Here is a 15,079-nt window from a genome sequence, read left to right on the forward strand (position 1 = left end):
GGACTCCTTGACACAACCCTTGATGGGGGTACGGGCCTGGAGCACGATTCGATAACACTGCACGTCAAGGTATGGATGGCGGTACCTTGACGGCCTGTTGGCAGCGGCGATTCCTTGATGTCCGGCCTTGACGGTGCATCAAGGAATCACTGGACCGAGCCGGCCTTGACCTCGTTGAGCAGCTGGCGGCCCCGCTCGGCGCTGACTCCGAGCGCCTCGCCGATCGCCGCGGGCGTCACCGCCGGGTCCTCGCCCAACATCTGCTGCACCTTGGCCCGACGCTCGGCCGCCAGCACGTGCCGGGGCGCGGTCCGCGGTCGGGGCGTGGACTCCACGACACCCACCGGTCGGCCGCCGGCCTTCGCCTCGCCCTGCAGGAACCGGTCGTTCTGGTCCCAGTTGACGATGGTCGAGCGCTTCCAGTGCTTCACGCCGTGGACCACCGTGTCGTGCTCCGGGATGGAGGTGAGCTTCGCGCTCTTCCGGTTGGTGGAGGTGGCGTAGGTCCGCCAGGTCGAGATGGTGGGCCGGCGGTCCTCCGGCACCAGGAGGTGGGCCTCCTCAAGGTCGAACAGGTCGTCCTCGTCCTCGCGCGCCAGGGCGGCGACGACCCAGCGGCCGCCGGTGAACTCCAGGCGCAGCTGGGCGTTCAGCGGCCAGGCGCCCTTCTCGTTGTACGCCACCAGCTTCACGTTCACGTCGACGACCGCATCCTCTGCGGCCTCTGGCGCCTCGTCGGCGGCGAACACGCTGAACACCTCGACCCGGTCGAAGCCCGAGTCCGCGGCCGGCGCGATCCGGGCGCCGTCGGCCACCGGGGCCGAGCTGTCCGCACCGGTGAAGTAGCCGGAGAGGAAGTCGCGCAGCAGCTCCAGCACCGACTCGTCCTCGACCGCCAGGTTGTACACCTCGTCGGGGTTCGCCGGCGTGATCAGCGGGATCTCCCGCTCCTCGACCGCGGCGAGCAGCTGCTCCTCGTCCCAGAAGCGGGTCTTGGCGCCGGGCCGACTGATCGGCTGGGCGCGGAGCTTCTCCCAGCGGCGGGTGTTGGTGAAGGTGCCCGTGCTGATCCCGAGCAGGGAGGCGGCCCGGGTCGTGTCGGCGGTGGTGCGGTTGGCGGGGATCATGGCGGAGTCCTTGGGGAGTAGCGGGTGGGGCCGGCCCGACCGGCTGGCAACAAGACAACCGTATCGCACTAAAACCATGATCGGTACCGGTTGTGCAGTCCGCCTCTGCCCTGCCAGTCGCTCCCGGGTGCGAACCGGCACGCCCCGCCTGCCTCGCGCAGGCCGGTGACCAGCGAAAACCGCAGGCCGGGCAGCTGTCCCGCTTCTCCTGAGACTGCCCTCGAAAGTGTCGCGGTGAATGGCGACCTGAGCGAGAGTTGGCGAACAGCATCGGGCCGGACGGCTGAAGCAGCCGCCCGGCCCGATGCCGGTTCAGGCGACCGGCAGCAGCGCCGCCCCCGGCGCCGGCGCCGACAGCGCGGCGGCCCGCGCCGACCGCCAAGCCGTCTCGAAGCCATCGCGCGCCTTGGTGGGCACGCTGGCCGGAGCGGCGACGAACTGCTGCTCGACCGCGGGGTAGCGCTCACCCCGCTGGAGCGTGACCACCCGGTCGAAGCCGAAGGCGTAGCCGTCGACGACGCTCGCGGTGTGCGCCAGCTCCCGGCCGGGAGCGGCGGCGAAGCGGTGGAGCGAGGCTGCCGCGTGGTGGCGGGGGAGCATCCCGACGCGGCGGACCGAGCGCCACACCGTGCCCTTCTTCTCGGGGTCGTAGCAGTCGTGCACCCGGCGGGTGCACGACTGCTTGGGCAGGCCGCGGCAGGCCTTGCACCGCGGGCGCGGCTCGCCGTGCTGCTGCTCGTAGGCGAGGCAGGCCGCGCAGCGCGGCCCGTGCCAGCTCCGGCACCATGCGGAGCGGCCCGGGGTGAGCACGCGCCGGACCTCGTAGACGCTCCACGGCTCGGCATCCAGGCGGGCGGCCAAGAGGTCGAGCGCGCGGGTGTTGCCGGCCAGGTGGAGCTGGTGGCGCAGCGAGGAGTTGGCGTAGAGCGTGAACAGTGGGTTCAGGGCCTGGGCGGTGTACTCCAGCAGCGCGGCCTCCACGATCTGCTCGGGGAAGCGCGCGGCGCGGGCCATGTGGTCGGGCAGCGATCCGGCGGACGTCGGGTACGGGCAGGCCCAGCAGTAGCTCTTGGGCCACACCACTCCGAAGCGTTCCTGCAGGTAGGACAGCAGTTTCGGCCGATCCCAGCCCCAGTTGATCAGCGGGTACCAGGGGTTGCGGCCGGTCTTGCCGTAGGACGTGTCGACGCGGGCGCGGCCGGTCTCGCCGGCCTCGAAACCGATGATGTGGCGGTAGCTGCCGGTGAGGTACAGCTCGAACCACAGGTCCAGTGGCTCTCCCTTACTGTGCACGGAGCACAGCCTGGCGCCCCCGCGCATCGGGATGGTGCCGGAGAGCTGCAGGTCGAGCAGCAGGCTCCACTCCCCGCTGGTGCGGATCGTGGTCGGGGTGCGGGTGTCGGTGAGGATCTCGATGCCGTCCTTGGCGATCGAGTGGCCACCGCGGGCGATCTGGACCAGCCGGACGCGCTTGGCGCGCAGCAGCGGGAGGATGTACCGCTCGGCCAGCTCGACGCTGTCGGACCACTCCATGCCCGTGACGGCGTTGATCACGATCAGGTCCGAGAGGTCGGGGCGGAGCCCGAAGGCGACCGGGTCCTCCAGGATGCGGACCAAGATCGCGGTGGAATCCGCGCCGAGACCCCAGCACAGGACGGTCTGGTCGCAGGGAGCGGGTTCAGGGAAGGCGTTCTCGGGGGCGAACAGCGTGAGCTGACTGGTGGGCATCGGCGCTCCATGCGGTGAGGGGACTCCGGGCGGCGGCTGCCGCCGAGGTGCCCGGCCGGTTCGAAGGGGGAGGTCCGGCGCCAACCGAACCAACAAGAGAAGTATATCAACTTGTGGGCATTGCTGGTAGGGGATTTGCCCTCTGACCTGCATGGATTCCCCACGTCCGCAGGTGCGATGCGGCGGCACCGGCTGGCCGCCGCCCCGTGCTCAGCGCAGCGCGGCCAGCGCGAGCAGGGCGAAATCGGTGCCGCCGCGCAGGCGCAGGTCGACCCGTGCGCAGTCGGCGCCGCCCAGGCCCGGGGCGAGCGTGATCTCCACGTGCGGCGCGTCGGGCAGGCCGGGGCGGGAGGTGAGCCGGGTCGTGCCCGTGGCCTGGGTGTTGGTGGGTTGCAGCGGCCACGCCGCGGCCAGGCGCCGGGCGGCGGCCCCGGCGACTCCGGTGGCGGGGTCGTCGGCGGACCGGCCGTCCAGGGCCAGGCGCAGCAGGCGCTCGGCGTAGGGCAGCCGGAGGCGCTCGGCGCGGACGACGACGGCGTGGTCGCCGGAGGGGGCCGCGGTGATCCGGGTGCCGTCCAGGTTCCAGCAGACCTTGAAGCCGCCGGCCTCGGTGTCGATGGTGGCGCGGCGCTCGGGGGCGAGGGGGCTGGAGCACAGCTCGTACCGGAGCTCCCGCCGGCGGGCGAAGCTGTCAGTGCCCGGCCCGGCGGCGAGCGCCGCCCGGTCGGCGGCGGGCAGGTGGTGGCGGGCCGCGGCTGCGGCGAGATGGCGCGGGTGGACGCGGCGGCCGGGAACGGCGGAGGCCTTCAGCGGGGCGCCGCCGGCGGGCCAGGCCGCCATCTTGACCGTGCCGCAGGTGCCGGTGGTGAGCAGCAGGGTGCGGGTGCCGTCGGTCAGTCCGGCCGCGGCCAGGCCGTCCAGCGCGGTACCCGGCGCCGGGTGCCAGGCCCTGCCCGCCCGGGCAGGCAGGTGTCCGGCGGTGGCGGCGGCGAGCTCCTCGGCGGCGCGGAACTGAGTTGTCAGGCGCATGACTATGTCTCCTCGGTGTGATCTTGGTTCGAAGGGGGCCGTGCCGACAGGGCCAGCCGTCGGCACGGCGCGGGGTGTTACTCAGAACAGGGTGTCGGGGCCCGCGGGCGGCTCGGGGAGCAGCAGGGCGGCCAGGGGGGCGAGTCGCTCGCGGGCCAGTGCCTCGCGTTCGCTCGTCTCGCCGGCGCTGGCGGTCCGAATGCGGACGCTGTCGACGTCCGGGGCGTCCTCGGCGGTGTAGCCGGACTCCTCCAGCACCCCGGTCATCGCGGCCAGGGTGCTGACGTAGTTGTCGGTGAGGCACCACAGCACGACGCTGTCGTACGGCCGCTCCCCGGTGGCAGGCTCTTCGCGCAGTGCGAAGTCGCCTTCGTCGTCCGGGCCGCAGTCCTCGGCCGCCGGTGCCGGCTGCCATCCCTTGGAGGCCAGGACGGCGGCGACCGCCCGCTCGGTGGCCGGGGGCGGGCCGGACGCCGCCCTTCGCCGGGCGGCGGCCCGGCGCCGGGTCACCGGTCCTCCGGCTCGACGTCGTCCTCGTCTCCGCGAGCCTCTCTGGCGTCGGGCAGGGGCATCCCGATCTCGGTGAACCACTCGTCGACGATGTTCGCGGTGTCGCCGCCGTTGAGGTATCCCTCCGCGGCCTGCATGCCGGAGAGCCGGGAGTGGAGTAGGGCGATGGCGGCGGTCGGGTCGACCGCCTCGGGGGTGTGCTGGGTCATGGCGGGGGCTCCGTTCTGTGGGGCGGGGCCGGGGCGGCGCTGTGGGCCGTCCCGGCGGGGGTGAGTGGTCGGTGCTGCTGGCCGGTGGGCCGGGGGTGAAGGGCGGTTGTGGCCCTTCGCCCCCGGCCGGGGTGGTGCGGGTCAGGCTGCGAGCGCGAGGTCGCGCTGGAGCGGCTCGCCGGTGATGGCTTCGACCAGGGCCGAGATGATGAGCTCGGCGACGGGCGGGGTGACCGCGTTGCCGTACTGGCGGACCTGGTCCTTGGCGGTGCCCAGGACGATGTAGTCGTGGCCGAACGCCATGGCCCGGCCGATCTCCCGGGGCGTCAGCATCCTGAACAGGACGTCGTCGAGGTCGATCTCGCGGCCGTCCAGGAGCTGGTGGGTGATCAGCGACCACCGGTCCTTGGTGGTGATGGTGCCCACCGGGTCGGTGACGGGCCGTGCCCGGCCGTTGGTGTAGTACGGCACCAGCAGCCGCTGGATCTGCTCGTTCGGGGCGGTGACCAGGCCGTGGTGGTTGCCGCTCGCGGTCACCGTGGTCAGCGGCACCGTCACCGGCCGGAAGCGCCCCTTGTCGCCGCCGCCGCGCAGCGGGACGATGAACGGCTCCCAGCCCAGCTCCGGCTGCGCGGGGCCGGCCGGAGCGGCGAGCAGTGCGTCCTCGGCCGCGGCGGCCGGCTGGGGCCGGTACTTGCGCAGTCCGGCCAGGATGCGGGCCAGGGTCGCGTCGGCGAGGGGTTCGGAGCGGTCGCCGACCCGGGTGCCGGGGGTGTTCCAGTCGATGATGCTGTCGGCGCCCAGGACCTCCGGCTCGACGATGCTGTGGCGGCAGGCCGAGCTGGGGCAGCGGTACCAGTACTGGCCGTGGCGGCCGTAGCTGCCCATGTCGTCGTCGGGCTTCTTGAAGACCTGCAGGGCGTCGACCATCTTGTCGCAGGCGCGGCAGTAGGCGCGGGGGCGCAGCCACTTGTCCCAGTCGGGACGGCGGCCGAGCTTCTTGTGCCAGTAGGCGACGTAGGCCCGGTCGCGGGACTGTGGGGCGGGCAGGCAGCGCACCGGCCGGGCGTGCGAGGAGTTGAAGGCGATCACCTTCACCTCGTAGCCCTCGGCCTTGATCTCGCTGATCCAGCGGTCCCACTCGGCCCACTTGCGGACCTCGATCACGTTCTCGACCATGCCGACCAGGACCGGGGTGCCGCGCAGGTTCATCGCCCGCAGGTACCGGGGGACTTCCTCCATCAGCGCCCGGGCCCGCTTGATCATGGGGTCGGGCTCCTTCTCGCCGAACAGGACGCCCTGGGTCGACTTGTCGAAGTCCCGGCGCTTGCCGCGGGCGTCGGCCCACGGCGGGCAGCTGGGGGAGGAGCAGAAGATGTCGGCGGAGGGGAACTTGGTGATGTCGGTGCGGGCGATGTCCTCGACGAAGTGCTCCACGTGCGGGAAGTTCGCCGCGTGCGTCGCGACGGCCTGCGGGTTGTGGTTGGCCGCGAGGATCAGCTCCGTCCCGGGGATGGCGTGCACGCCTTGGCTCGTACCGCCAGCACCGGCGAACTCGTCGAACACCTTGAGCGTCATGGGCTGTGTCTCCTGTCGGAAGGTTCGAAGGGGTGTCGGCCCGGCGGTGGGGAGCCACCCCTACCGCCTGCCAACAAGAGAACTATATCAGACGTCATGCCCGAATGGAAAGCGGGTTTGCCACCGTGGGGCCGCCGGTCACCGGCCCCACGCAGCCCGCAGGCGCGCCTCGTACGAGAGGTGCAGGTCGATGCCCTCCGCCTCCGTCCGGCCGAACGCGCGGTACTCCGCCTCCATCTCGCGCAGCTTCCGGGCCGCCTCGGCGCTCTCCTGCCGGGCCCGCTTCACCCGCCCGTAGGCGTGGCCGGCCTGGACGGACAGTGCCGCCTCCCGCATCCGCGTCAGGGCGTCCGCAAGCTCAGGGTCGGCGAGCGCCTCCGCGATCAGCGGCGGCAGCGCCTGGAGCGCCTTGCGGGCCGATGCGCTGTCCGCCCGGGCGGCCTCGCGACTGCGGGCCCACGCCGCGGACCAGGCGCCGCCCGTCAGCGACCGCTCGTGCGAGAACTCCAGCACCAGCGGGATGCGGTACTCCACGTGGACCGTCGACCAGGCGGTGATTCGGTCCAGCTGCTCGGCGGCGGGCGGCACCGAGATGACCGCCCGGGCGCCGCGCCAGGGCAGTTCCCTGGAGAGGGTGTTCACGGCGCGCCCCCGGGCGTCCGGCCGGCCGCAGCGGGGCGCTGCGGCGGGGGGAGAGTCAGGGTGTACCGGCCCGGGTGGTCGGCAACCGCGGCGATGTTCCATGGCCTGTCGGTGGCGGTCGGTGCCGTGCTGGCGGCGGTGAACCGGGCTGCCCACGACTCCGGCACGCCTTCGTCGCGGCCGGCCAGCTCGACGGCGGCGTACAGCGTCTGGAGGGCGTCCGCGAGTGCCCTCCCGTCCTCCGGCCACAGGTAGCGGAGCTGGGTCGGGGCGACCAGCACCGCGCTTTGGGAGCGGAGCTCGGCGAAGGCGGGCCGGAGGCCGAACCGGCCGCTGTCGCGCAGGACGATGTCGACCTGGCGGGCATTGCTCCAGACGGAGCGCACCACGTAGGCGGCGTCGAACGCCAGGGCGTCGGCGAGGTCGGCCCGGGTGTCGGGCCCGGGGTGGAGTTCGTGGAGCCGGCGCCGGATGTCGAGGTGGCGGGCCGGCTCGTCGTACGGGTCGGGCGGCGGCGGGGTGGTCATGGCGGGGTGCTTCCTCTCGGTGTGGTTGGCGGGGTACCCGGGGCGGCGGCGTGGCCGCCGCCCCGCGAAGGGGCACGGGCGTGATCCGCCCGGGCCCGGCGTGCCGTCAGAGGATGTCGTAGGTGCTCGGGTGGACGCCGTGGATCACGAACGAGGTCGCACCCACCGGGACCGCGAAGCGGGTCTGCTTCGTGCGGGCCAGCTTCCGGGTGGACTCGGCGTCGAGCTCGATGTCCACGCGGCTCACGCGGGTGTTGATCACCATGCCGGTCAGGCCCGAGAGGTACTGCGGACGAATCCGGTCGATCTTCACCCGGTCCCCGGGGCTGGCGATCTCCACCATGGACGACGTGCGGGTGGCCGCCGCGTCGGCGGGGGCGGGGCGCAGAGCGAGGCGCCGCGAGCGGAGCGCCGCCGCGATGAGCTCCACCTGCTCGGTCGTGGCGGTGGAGATGAAGGCGCGGGTGGCCTCGAAGGTCTGGTCGGACATGGTCAGTGCTCCTGTGGAGGTCGTAGTGGTTCGAAGGGCTCGGGCGGAGCCATCCGCCCAATGAGAGAACTATATCAGCTCTCACTCACGCATGCAAGCGTGTTGATCAGGTGAAGCGCACCTTGCTGGTGGCCTCGTCGAGCCGAACTGGCGCGGGTGGCGGTGGGCGTGGTCGTTCATGCGGTCCCGCAGTTCCGGGGGGATGGCCTTGAAGGTCCGGAAGTCCAGCCCGGGCATGCCCTCGGGTCCGCGGTGGGCCATCCACCACGCGCTGCCGACGTCCACAGGGTCGAGGCCGAGGGCGGCGAGTTCGGGGTGGGTGTCGACGAACCGGACGGCGGCGGTGAGCAGCTGCCGGCCCTGCTCGTCGGGGAGGCTTTCCAGAGTGAGGTCGAGGGCGTCGACCTCCTCCCACTCCCGGCCCGGGATGTCCGGATCGTCGGAGGTAGGCAGCGCCTCCCACCACACGGCCTCCATCAGGGCGCCGGAGCAGAACGCGGCGAGGTACTCGGTGTCGCGGCCGTCGAGGTCGACGGCGTCGGTGGTGTTCACGGTGCTCCCGTTTCGGGTCGGTGGGCGTTGTGTGCGACGTCGGCCGCCCCCGTTGCGGGCGTTGCGGCCGTCCACCCTGCGAGTGCGTCGATGCGTGACAGATGGAACTGTCGTCGACAGATCCACTATTCGACAGGCAAAGCTGTCGGCGACAGGTAGTCTTAACGCATGGAGAACGACGAGGGGTTCTGGGCCCCCATCAGCCCGGCGTATGTGGAGCCCGACGAGGAGCAGCTGGAACAGCTGCGGCAGGAGATCTACTCGCTGGCGTGGAACCACGCGGAGCGGATCTCCTGCAGGGTGACCCAGTGGCCCGAGGGGGCGAAGAAGCACAGCCAGGAGGCCCTGCGGAGCACGCAGGACTACACGCTGGCCGTGCTGCGGATGCTGCGGGAGTTCGGTTCGGCTGCTGACGCCGTCGCGGCCGACATGGCGGCCCGGGCCGGGAGCCAGGGCGCGACCTACGTGCAGCTCGGAGAGGCGTGGGGGATCACCCGCCAGTCCGCCCGCAGCCGCTGGCCTGGGGTTACCCGGGTCATGGTGCCGGTGCCGGAGCCGATCGACTTTCAGATGGCTGGCGGGGAGGCCCGGGTGAGCTACCACGCCACCGAGAGCGGTTGGTGGTGGATCGCCACGGCGGCGAACCGGCAGGTGGACGAGGCCGCGGAGACGTACGACACCAAGGAGGAGGCGGTGGGGCGGGCTGGTGCCTTCCTGCTCGCCAACCAGGTCACGGAGGAGACGAAGTGAGGGAAGAGCGAACGTGACGGTGAGCAGTCTGGCGGCGAGTGAGCCGCAGCCGCCCCGCCGGCGGGTGTAGGCGTAGGAATCGAAGGTGATCAGTTTCGCTTCCATGGCGTCCTCCGGGATGGATCGGTTGGGGGGTGGGCGGCCGGGCGGTGTCACCAGCCCGGCCAACAAGAAAACTAGGTCGGAGCGCGGAGAAGGGCCGGTGCGGGTGGGTGCCGCACCGGCCGGGTGGGGCGGTGGGTGTCAGGCCCCAGTCGGGGTGTCGGCCGCGAGGTCCACGCCGATGTGGAGCACCTCGAAGGTGTCGGCCCGGCGCCGGACGTCCCCCTCGTGTTGGTAGACGGCCGCGCCGGCCCGGCCGACCACGACCACGGCGGTCCGGGGCTTCAGAGCCAGCGCCCCTCGGGCCGCCGCGCCCCGGGCGGTGCAGATCACCACGGAGGGCCGGTCCGCGCGCCAGGACGCGGTGCCGCACGCTCCGGCCAGCCGGACGTACAGCCGGGCGGTACCGTCCGCCAGCGCCTCCGCGGGCCGCTCAAGGTTCCCGGTGACGGTCTGCACCGGGGACGTCGAGGCCGCGTCGTCGGGCAGCGGGGCGTCCTGCCCGCAGAGCTCCTCCAGCTCCAGCAGCAGCCGTTCCCGTTCCTCCCCTTCGGCGTGCATGCCCTCCCGGACGGCGCCGCGGAGTACTGGGGAGGCGTTCAACAACGCCCGCCGGTGGATCGTGTCGGCCTGCTCGCAGAGCCGGGACGCCAGCTCGAACAGCTCCCGCTGCTCCTTCTGCCCGGCCAGCCGCGAGCACTCGTCGTCGAGCTCCTCCCAGACGGCCTGTGTGGTGGCCCGCAGGGTGCGGAAGCGCCGGACGCGGGTCCAACCGAGGGGCTTGACCTCCTGCTCGACCACGACCAGGGAGGTCTTCGGCCAGCCGCTGGCGTCCAGCGGGCCGAGCTCCAGGTCGAGGATCAGCGTCGGGCGGGAGTCGTGCATCGGCCCGTACGGGAAGCGGATCGTCGGGGTGGGGAACGGCACCACATCCGACGTCAAATGGGCGCGCAGGGTCGCCGCGCTGGGCTGCACCTGGTGGCGGTGCAGGCGGGCGAGGTAGAGGCCGACGGTCCACATCTGCCAGGCGGCGGTGCCGAACGGCTCGGACGGCATCGCCAGGCGCAGCACCTCCTCCCCGCCCTCGCCGTCGGCGATCACCGCGTTCAGCACCGCGTACGTCGGCCGGGGTTGCTCGGGAGCCTTCTCGGCGGGGGTGGTCGTGGGCTCGGCGGCGGAGGCGGTGCTGCGCGACATGGTCAGCTCCTCGGATCGGACTGGCTCGAAGGGTGTGGTGCCGGGGGCGGTGCCGCCGCCCCCGGCCCAATAAGAGAACTATATCATGTCGCGCTCACGATTTCGAGCGTGGTCAGATCCACGGAGGCGGGCGAGCCGTACGCCGCGGCGATCCGCTCGGCCTGCTGCCGCCGCTCGAACAGCGCCCACAGCACGTCGAGGTCTCTCGGGTCGACGTTGCGCAGCTGGACGTCCACCAGCTCGCCGGCCTGCCTGATCTCCAGATCGGCGCTCGCCCCCGGGTGTGGCTCCAGGTCGACGCACACCCGGTGCACGCCGGGGCGCACCTCCCCCTCCCAGCCCTTTTGCGGGAAGCGGTCCAGTAGGGCCCTGGCCACCGCCGCGCGCTTCTCGGCGGCGGAGGTCCGGGCGTGGAGCTCGTCCACGGCCCGGGAGTACGCCGCCTCGAACTGCGGCAGGAACCGCCGCCGCATGTCCTTGGCCAGGGTCGTCAGCGGGCGCGACAGGTCGAACCCGATCTCGGGGCGACCCTTGTCGGTGAAGAAGTGGCCCGGGATCTGCGGGTAGCGGCCCCAGGCGTTCACGCGGTAGCCGTGCGGCTTTGCCGGCCCACGCTCCAGCTGCCTGCGGTCGATACGCAGCCAGAAGCCCCGGCCGCGGCCGTCCGTGACGAACTGTCGCTCGTCGTCCATGTTGTACGGACAGTTGTCCATTCGCCACGGTGCGCCCAGCAGGGCGACGAGTTCCGCGATCCGGGCGCGCGGGAATTCGGACATGGGTGCTCCTCTCCGGGGCCGCTCGGCCGCCGGCTGGTTCGAAGGGGGAGGGGTGGGGCGGTGGTGCCCCGGCCGGTTTCGTCGACGAAAGTCCGTGGCCGGTGGTCGGCCCCCGGCCGCATCCCCGGGGAGGGGCGCGGCCGGGGGCTGAACCGGTCTCACGTCAGGTAGCAGCGGCACGGCCCGTCCGGCGGGCAGGAGTGGAAGACCTCCCGCTTCGCTCGCCAGTCCATCGGTTGCTCGCCGGGCACCTGGCGCTTGCCGCAGCGGCAGTACGACATGTCGAGCTGCGGGTGATAGGTGATCAGCGCGTGTGCGCGCTGCTGGCACCAGGCCAGGGTCTCGGCCTCCGTCGCCGTCGCGGCCGGGGCGTCCCTCTTCGCCAGCGCGGTGGCGCCCTCGATGGTCTTGCGGGTTCCGATCCGGAAGCCCCGGTACACCATGAACCCCTGCGGGTGCTCGATGATGCTGGCTCCGGCGACGACGGCGATGACCTCGCAGCCGTTGATCATCCTCGGAGGGAAGACGCTCAGGTGGGAGGGGGCCGCGGTGGCTTCGGCGGGGATGGGCTGGTTCACGGGGGCTCCGTTCTGCGGCCGGGGCCGCTGCTGGTTCGAAGGGGTGTTGGCGGGCGGAGGGGGAGCCGCCCCCTCCGCCCGCCAACAAGAGAACTATATCACGCCTTGCTCACTTCGTGGGGTTATTTACGCGGCCAGAGCCAGGTACGCGGCGGCTGCCGTCTCTCCGACATGGCGGCGCAGCGCGTCCCCTCGCTCCCAGCGCAGTTCACCCTCGGCGGCGTTCAGCCGGTCGGCCTCCGCCAGGACATCGGCCATCGACCGCTTGTCCTGGAACCGGTGCCCGATCTCGGTCTCCGCCCCGACGTACTCCACTGCCAGCGGCCGACGCAGCCGCGCCGCGCACACCAGGTCCTTCCCGCTCGACAGCACGCACAGCGAGCAGGAAAGCCGCTCCATGCCCGCGTCGTAGGCCCAGTGGTACCGGACCCCGGTCTCGGCGATCCGCTCCCACACCTGCCGCTCGCTCCAGTCGTGGATCGGGTGCCACCGCACCACGGTCCGCTGCCCGTTGGAGGCGGAGCGGTCGACCGCGATCGGCGCCTTCCCGGCCCGGCCCGCCGACTCCTGCGCCCGCAGCCCCAGGCAGTACAGGATGCGCACCGGCCGGCCCCGCACCCCCGCCCGCCGCGACTCCTGCACCAGCGCGGTCAGCAGCTTCAAGGCCTGCGCCGACTTCTGATCACTCGTGCACCACCTCGCCGAACTCGACGGCCACATGCGCCGCTGGAGCAGCTGCCGCCACAGCCCGCCCTGCGGCCGGCGCAGCGTCACGAACCGCAGCCCGTAGTGCTCGGCCTGCTCCCTGGCCAGCTCCATCGTGCCCGGCCACTCGATGCTCTCCCCGGAGTCGGTCACGTCCAGGTCGTTGTGCACCACCACGATCCGCTCGCGCGGAACCCCGGCCGCGTCGGTGCTGCGTACCACCTCGTCCAGCATCGCCTGCGAGTCCTTGCCCCCGCTCGACGCCACCACGATCCAGTCGTACCCCTCCGGCCCGTGGCGCTTCGGGTTGAACTGGACGTACCCGACGGGCACCTTCGGCAGCGGCCGGGCCTTGCGCGCCGCCCGCGCCAGCTCCGCCAGCACCTCCTGCAGCCCGACCCCCGGCTGCGCCACCCACCGGGCGATCCGCTCGACCGCCCCGCCGCCGAACGTCGGGTCCAAGCGGTCGGCCAGGTAGCGCAGCGCCTCGTCGCAGCGCGCCCAGACCCGGTCCGCCACGGCGCCCGCCCGCACCGGGTCCTCCACCGGCCGTCGGGGCGTCTCGGCCGCGTGCGCGGCCAGGAAGATCGCCCCCACCGGGTGCAGGGCTCCGTACTCCGGCTGCCGGGAGCGCGCACCGGTGGGCGCGGGCGACGGCTCGGCGCAGCTGTCCGGCGAGAGCCCGTGTTCGGCGATCAACCGGGCGGCCCGTTCCAGGTCCTCCCCGATCCGGGCCAGGCGGGTCCGGGAGCCTCGCTTGGCCTGCGGAAGCGCTGCGCCCAGGCACGGGCGCCCGGCCGCCACCGGCGCCAGCGCCTCGAACAGGGCGAGTTGGTTCGTCATGCGGATGGTCCTCCCGTGCGGGCGGCACGGCGGGCCCGACAGGCCGTGGTGCCGCCGGATGGTCCGAAGGGATCGGCGGGGCCGCGCTGCCAGGCGCGACCGCCGCCGGAGTTGCCGTCTGAGGCCGTCGGCGCCGGTGCGCGTCGACGGCCCGTTGCATCAGTCCATCGCCGGTGTCGTCGGCGCCACGCTTGTCCAGTGCCTTCCCCCCTTCGCCGGTTGGCCGGTTGGCCGGCTGCGCCGGGGGCGGGGGTGGGCCGCGCCGAAGCGCGGCCCACCGGTCCGGCCGGAGGGGCGCCCTGGTCAGCACTCCGGCGTCAGGGCATGGAAGGCGTGGTCCAGGCACTCCGGCCGCAGCGTCCGCCATCCCTCGGCCGCCTCCACGGTCCGCACCATCGCGTCCGTCAGCTCCCGCCGGTGGCGGGCGTCGGCGAACGAGCCGTTGCCCGGCCCGTGGACCGTGACGTAGGCGCTGCCCTCCGACGGGTCGCCGAACAGGTGGTCCCACCGGTATCCCCACACCGGCACCCCGGGGCGGTACCGGTCGAATCCCGCGCGCCACAGCAGTGCGTCCACCCGGCCGCCCGGCGTGTCGGCGAACTGGACGGCCGGGGCGGAGGCGTTCAGGCGCAGTGCCCGGCCGCCGTGCTCCCCGCCGGTCTCCTGCTGGAAGGCCCAGCCCGAGCGGCGCAGCGCGGCCAACGCGTGCCGGGTCGTCGCGCCGTCCACGTAGGCCGGGAGGTCCCAGCGCATCGCGACGAGTTCGCCGGCGGCGTCGAACTCCTGCTGCGCCCCGCGCCCGGCCGGGATGTGCTCGGCGGCCAGGGTGAGGAAGAAGTTCCGCGGGCTAGGCAGTTTGGAGGTGCTCACCAGGCCCCCTCGATGGCGGAGCCGGGGAGGTAGGGGCCGCCGCCGGTGGCGTCGCCGTCCTCGGACGGGGTCCCGGGGGTCGGGTGGCAGGCGTCGTCGCACCGGTGGAAGCGCAGGGGCGGAGCCTGCGGGGTCCCGCCGGGGGTCTGTTCGTCGGTCATGGGGTGTCCTCTGCTTGTGCGGTTCGAAGGGTGTCGGGCCGGGGTGGTGCCACCACCCCGGATCAACAAGAGAACTATATCATGCTCAAAGCATGTCCGGGGCGTCTTTTCGCAGCAGGGTGTGGAGAACCTGGTGCGGCTGCGCGGCACCGAGGTCGCGCTCCGTGCGCGCCTCGGCGAGGAAGGCGAGCAGCCGTCGGCCCCTCTCCTCGGCCTGCGGGCGCAGCATCGGCGGGCAGCCGTCCCGCACGGCCACGGTGCCGGACCGGGGGTGCAGGACCAGGATCGCGCGGCGCACCATCGCGCCCATGCCCTGACGGGCGACGTAGAGCGTCAGGTCGGCGTGGACGTCGCCGCCGAACGGGCCCAGGGTGACGTAGTGGTTCCGGCCGTACCAGGACCCTCCCGGGTCGGGCGACAGGCGGACCCTGACCGGCTCGGTCGCTCCGGTGTCCACCTGGTGCGTGATCAGCGGGTTGGTCGGGTGCCACTCGGTGCGCTGGAGGCGCCGGTGGAACGGCCAGTCGCCGGGCCCGTAGACGGTCTGGAACTGGTCGAGCCGGTACGGCCAGTCGCCCGGCGGGGGCTCGGTGCCGTACATGTCGAAGGTGTCCTGAGCGGAGATCAGGCGGGGTTCGGTGGGCGGTGTGTACTGGGGCACGGGATATCCGTTCGTCGGTGGGCGGGAGGGGTGAACCGGAGTCG

General features: G+C 72.8%; 18 protein-coding genes. 1 reads left to right on the forward strand and 17 read right to left on the reverse strand.

Annotation, left to right across the window (positions count from 1 at the left end):
* Positions 1 to 146: 146 nt before the first annotated feature.
* The 10 genes from ACZ51D_RS34385 to ACZ51D_RS34430 form a co-directional block, all read right to left on the reverse strand.
* On the reverse strand, positions 147 to 1,127 hold the full coding sequence (locus tag ACZ51D_RS34385; protein WP_465664490.1) for a hypothetical protein: 981 nt from the start codon (positions 1,125 to 1,127) through the stop codon (positions 147 to 149).
* A gap of 312 nt (positions 1,128 to 1,439) precedes the next feature.
* A complete protein-coding gene (locus ACZ51D_RS34390; protein ID WP_465664491.1) occupies positions 1,440 to 2,855 on the reverse strand; it encodes a hypothetical protein in 1,416 nt (471 codons plus the stop codon).
* Between the two features lie 210 nt (positions 2,856 to 3,065).
* Positions 3,066 to 3,884 carry a hypothetical protein gene (locus tag ACZ51D_RS34395; protein WP_465664492.1) on the reverse strand — a complete coding sequence of 273 codons (819 nt, stop codon included), beginning with the start codon at positions 3,882 to 3,884 and terminating at the stop codon, positions 3,066 to 3,068.
* 81 nt (positions 3,885 to 3,965) lie between these two features.
* Positions 3,966 to 4,394, reverse strand: a complete 429-nt coding sequence (locus tag ACZ51D_RS34400; RefSeq protein ID WP_465664493.1) for a hypothetical protein — start codon at positions 4,392 to 4,394, stop codon at positions 3,966 to 3,968.
* On the reverse strand, positions 4,391 to 4,603 hold the full coding sequence (locus tag ACZ51D_RS34405) for a hypothetical protein (RefSeq protein WP_465664494.1): 213 nt from the start codon (positions 4,601 to 4,603) through the stop codon (positions 4,391 to 4,393). Before ACZ51D_RS34405 ends, ACZ51D_RS34400 begins: the two co-directional genes overlap by 4 nt.
* A gap of 141 nt (positions 4,604 to 4,744) precedes the next feature.
* Complete coding sequence (locus ACZ51D_RS34410; protein ID WP_465664495.1) at positions 4,745 to 6,181, reverse strand: DNA cytosine methyltransferase; 1,437 nt, start codon at positions 6,179 to 6,181, stop codon at positions 4,745 to 4,747.
* 138 nt (positions 6,182 to 6,319) lie between these two features.
* Positions 6,320 to 6,823: a hypothetical protein gene (locus ACZ51D_RS34415; RefSeq protein ID WP_465664496.1), complete on the reverse strand. Its 504-nt coding sequence runs from the start codon at positions 6,821 to 6,823 to the stop codon at positions 6,320 to 6,322.
* Complete coding sequence (locus tag ACZ51D_RS34420) at positions 6,820 to 7,350, reverse strand: hypothetical protein (RefSeq protein ID WP_465664497.1); 531 nt, start codon at positions 7,348 to 7,350, stop codon at positions 6,820 to 6,822. The genes ACZ51D_RS34415 and ACZ51D_RS34420 overlap by 4 nt, the downstream gene beginning before the upstream one ends.
* Before the next feature lie 106 nt (positions 7,351 to 7,456).
* The gene (locus ACZ51D_RS34425) at positions 7,457 to 7,840 is read right to left on the reverse strand and encodes a hypothetical protein (protein WP_465664498.1); all 384 of its coding nucleotides are present in this window, start codon (positions 7,838 to 7,840) and stop codon (positions 7,457 to 7,459) included.
* 81 nt (positions 7,841 to 7,921) lie between these two features.
* Positions 7,922 to 8,392 (reverse strand): hypothetical protein, encoded by a 471-nt coding sequence (locus tag ACZ51D_RS34430; protein ID WP_465664499.1) that lies wholly within the window; start codon positions 8,390 to 8,392, stop codon positions 7,922 to 7,924.
* A 168-nt stretch (positions 8,393 to 8,560) separates the two neighbouring features.
* Here ACZ51D_RS34430 and ACZ51D_RS34435 point away from each other — a divergent pair, with 168 nt between their 5' ends.
* Entirely contained in the window at positions 8,561 to 9,142 is a 582-nt protein-coding gene (locus tag ACZ51D_RS34435; protein WP_465664500.1) for a hypothetical protein, read from the forward strand.
* A gap of 243 nt (positions 9,143 to 9,385) precedes the next feature.
* Here ACZ51D_RS34435 and ACZ51D_RS34440 read toward each other — a convergent pair whose 3' ends face one another.
* The 7 genes from ACZ51D_RS34440 to ACZ51D_RS34470 all read right to left on the reverse strand — a co-directional run bounded on the left by ACZ51D_RS34440 (position 9,386) and on the right by ACZ51D_RS34470 (position 15,035).
* Positions 9,386 to 10,441 (reverse strand): hypothetical protein, encoded by a 1,056-nt coding sequence (locus ACZ51D_RS34440; RefSeq protein WP_465664501.1) that lies wholly within the window; start codon positions 10,439 to 10,441, stop codon positions 9,386 to 9,388.
* Positions 10,442 to 10,524: 83 nt separating this feature from the next.
* The gene (locus ACZ51D_RS34445; RefSeq protein WP_465664502.1) at positions 10,525 to 11,217 is read right to left on the reverse strand and encodes a hypothetical protein; all 693 of its coding nucleotides are present in this window, start codon (positions 11,215 to 11,217) and stop codon (positions 10,525 to 10,527) included.
* Positions 11,218 to 11,375: 158 nt separating this feature from the next.
* Positions 11,376 to 11,795 carry a hypothetical protein gene (locus ACZ51D_RS34450; RefSeq protein WP_465664503.1) on the reverse strand — a complete coding sequence of 140 codons (420 nt, stop codon included), beginning with the start codon at positions 11,793 to 11,795 and terminating at the stop codon, positions 11,376 to 11,378.
* A gap of 126 nt (positions 11,796 to 11,921) precedes the next feature.
* Complete coding sequence (locus ACZ51D_RS34455) at positions 11,922 to 13,343, reverse strand: DUF6197 family protein (RefSeq protein ID WP_465664504.1); 1,422 nt, start codon at positions 13,341 to 13,343, stop codon at positions 11,922 to 11,924.
* 303 nt (positions 13,344 to 13,646) lie between these two features.
* A complete protein-coding gene (locus ACZ51D_RS34460) occupies positions 13,647 to 14,213 on the reverse strand; it encodes a hypothetical protein (RefSeq protein WP_465664505.1) in 567 nt (188 codons plus the stop codon).
* Positions 14,210 to 14,374 (reverse strand): hypothetical protein, encoded by a 165-nt coding sequence (locus tag ACZ51D_RS34465; protein ID WP_465664506.1) that lies wholly within the window; start codon positions 14,372 to 14,374, stop codon positions 14,210 to 14,212. Before ACZ51D_RS34465 ends, ACZ51D_RS34460 begins: the two co-directional genes overlap by 4 nt.
* 85 nt (positions 14,375 to 14,459) lie before the next feature.
* Positions 14,460 to 15,035, reverse strand: coding sequence for a hypothetical protein (locus ACZ51D_RS34470; RefSeq protein WP_465664507.1), 576 nt, complete (start codon positions 15,033 to 15,035; stop codon positions 14,460 to 14,462).
* Positions 15,036 to 15,079: the final 44 nt, after the last annotated feature.

The sequence above is a fragment of the Kitasatospora sp. NPDC033851 genome (assembly GCF_055576085.1).